The organism is Rhodococcus sp. G-MC3 (genome assembly GCF_030063335.1).
In the GTDB taxonomy this organism is placed as follows: Bacteria; Actinomycetota; Actinomycetes; order Mycobacteriales; family Mycobacteriaceae; genus Rhodococcoides.
This window is the reverse complement of sequence record NZ_JASISW010000072.1, coordinates 1-1,729: the sequence shown is the minus strand read 5'-3', so window position 1 is coordinate 1,729 and position 1,729 is coordinate 1. Positions and strand designations below refer to the sequence as shown.

1 protein-coding gene is annotated in these 1,729 nt (G+C 63.2%); it reads left to right on the top strand.

Annotation, left to right across the window (positions count from 1 at the left end; translation table 11 throughout):
• Positions 1-120: 120 nt before the first annotated feature.
• The gene (locus QMK17_RS26205; protein ID WP_283512207.1) at positions 121-1,584 is read left to right on the top strand and encodes an IS1380 family transposase; all 1,464 of its coding nucleotides are present in this window, start codon (positions 121-123) and stop codon (positions 1,582-1,584) included.
• Positions 1,585-1,729: the final 145 nt, after the last annotated feature.

Genomic DNA, 1,729 nt, shown 5'->3' with positions numbered 1-1,729 from the left:
CCTGAATACACCGATGAAGTGACAACTGAGCGCGAGTTGTGAATACGAAATGCCCTGTCGTGGTGAAAGAATCAATCTTGTCTAGGGAAAGATTCGGCCACTACGAAGGGCATCTCGCAGATGCAACTATCTCACACCCGCCCTGTCACCGCGGCACACTTCGACGACCCCAACCTCGTGTCCTGCGCCGGACTGGTCCCGATCATGGCGTTGGCCGAACAGTCCGGGCTCCTCGCCCTCGCCGACACTCACCTGAGTGTGCCGACCGACAAGGGATCCAACGCCGGCCGCAAGATCGGATCGGTGGTCGGGGGCATGATCGGCGGCGCCGACTCGATCACCGATCTCGGGCGGATCCGCCACGGAGCGATGGGCGTGTTGTTCGATCGTCCCTACGCACCGTCGACGATCGGATCGTTTCTCCGGGCGTTCACGTTCGGTCACGTCCGCCAACTCGACGCCGTCGCATCGCGGTTTCTGTGCGCACTCGCCGAACGGACCCCTGTGGTCGCCGGGATCGGCACCGAACGGGTGCTCGTCGACATCGACGACACCATCGTCGAAGTACACGGGCACAGCAAACAAGGATCCGGCTACGGCTACTCCGGGGTCCGCGGCTTGAACTCACTGATCACCACCGTCAGCACCAGTGCTGCCGCCCCGGTGATCACCGGGCAGCGCCTGCGGAAAGGCTCGTGTGGATCCTCCCGCGGCGCGAGGCGAATGATCGCCGACACCCTCGCCGTCGTCGAACGACTCCGCACCGCCGCGGCCTCACAGGCGAACACAGCATCGGGAACCACACCAGCGCAGACGATCACCGCGACGAGGCACACGCCGTTGGTGCGGGCCGATTCCGCCTATTTCGGGTACCCCGCCATCGGAGCTGCGCTGGCCGGCGGCGCGGACGTCTCCATCACCACCGGCCTCAACTCCGTCACCCGAGCCGCCATCGCCACCATCACCGACGATGCGTGGACCCCGATCGAATACACCAACGCACTCTTCGACGAAGACACCCAACGGTGGTTCAGCGCCGCCGAAGTCGCGGAAATACCGTTCACCGCGTTCGCCTCCCAGAAGAAAGCGCACCGCGTCCCCGGACGACTGATCGTGCGGCGGATCCCGGATCTGCGACCGAAGAAGAACCAAGGCCAACGTGAACTCTTCGACGTCTGGCGCTTTCATGCCTTCTTCACCACCACCGACCCTGCCGATCTCGGCACCGTCGCCGCCGACAAACTCCACCGCCACCACGCGATAATCGAGCAAGTACACGCGGACCTGAAGAACAGTGCACTTGCTCATCTGCCGTCGAGCAGTCATGCCGCGAACGCCGCATGGTTGGTGTGCGCAGTGATGGCATTCAACCTCACCCGCGCCGCCGCGACCCTGACCGGTGACCCGAAATTGACGAAAGCAACCACCGCCACCATCCGCGACACAATTGTCACCGTGCCCGCGCGGGTCGCATCCTCTGCCCGGAAACGGACCTTGCATCTCCCAACGAACTGGCAGTGGGAAATACCGTGGAAGACCCTGTTCGACAGCGTGATCGGACAGAATCCGCCGCTCACCGCCTAACAGAAACCTTCCTGCCCGACCACGAGATGAAAAACCCAGTGGAACAACCCGACACCGAGGTCGGACGATCACCCACGCCCATACCCGCATCGCAGCGTCACAACGAAACTCGCAGCTGGCACATCAGCTCATCGGTGCATTCAGG

Excerpts from the sequence above, each read along its gene's own strand:
- QMK17_RS26205 (WP_283512207.1), top strand. The coding sequence starts at position 121 with ATGCAACTATCTCACACCCGCCCTGTCACCGCGGCACACTTCGACGAC.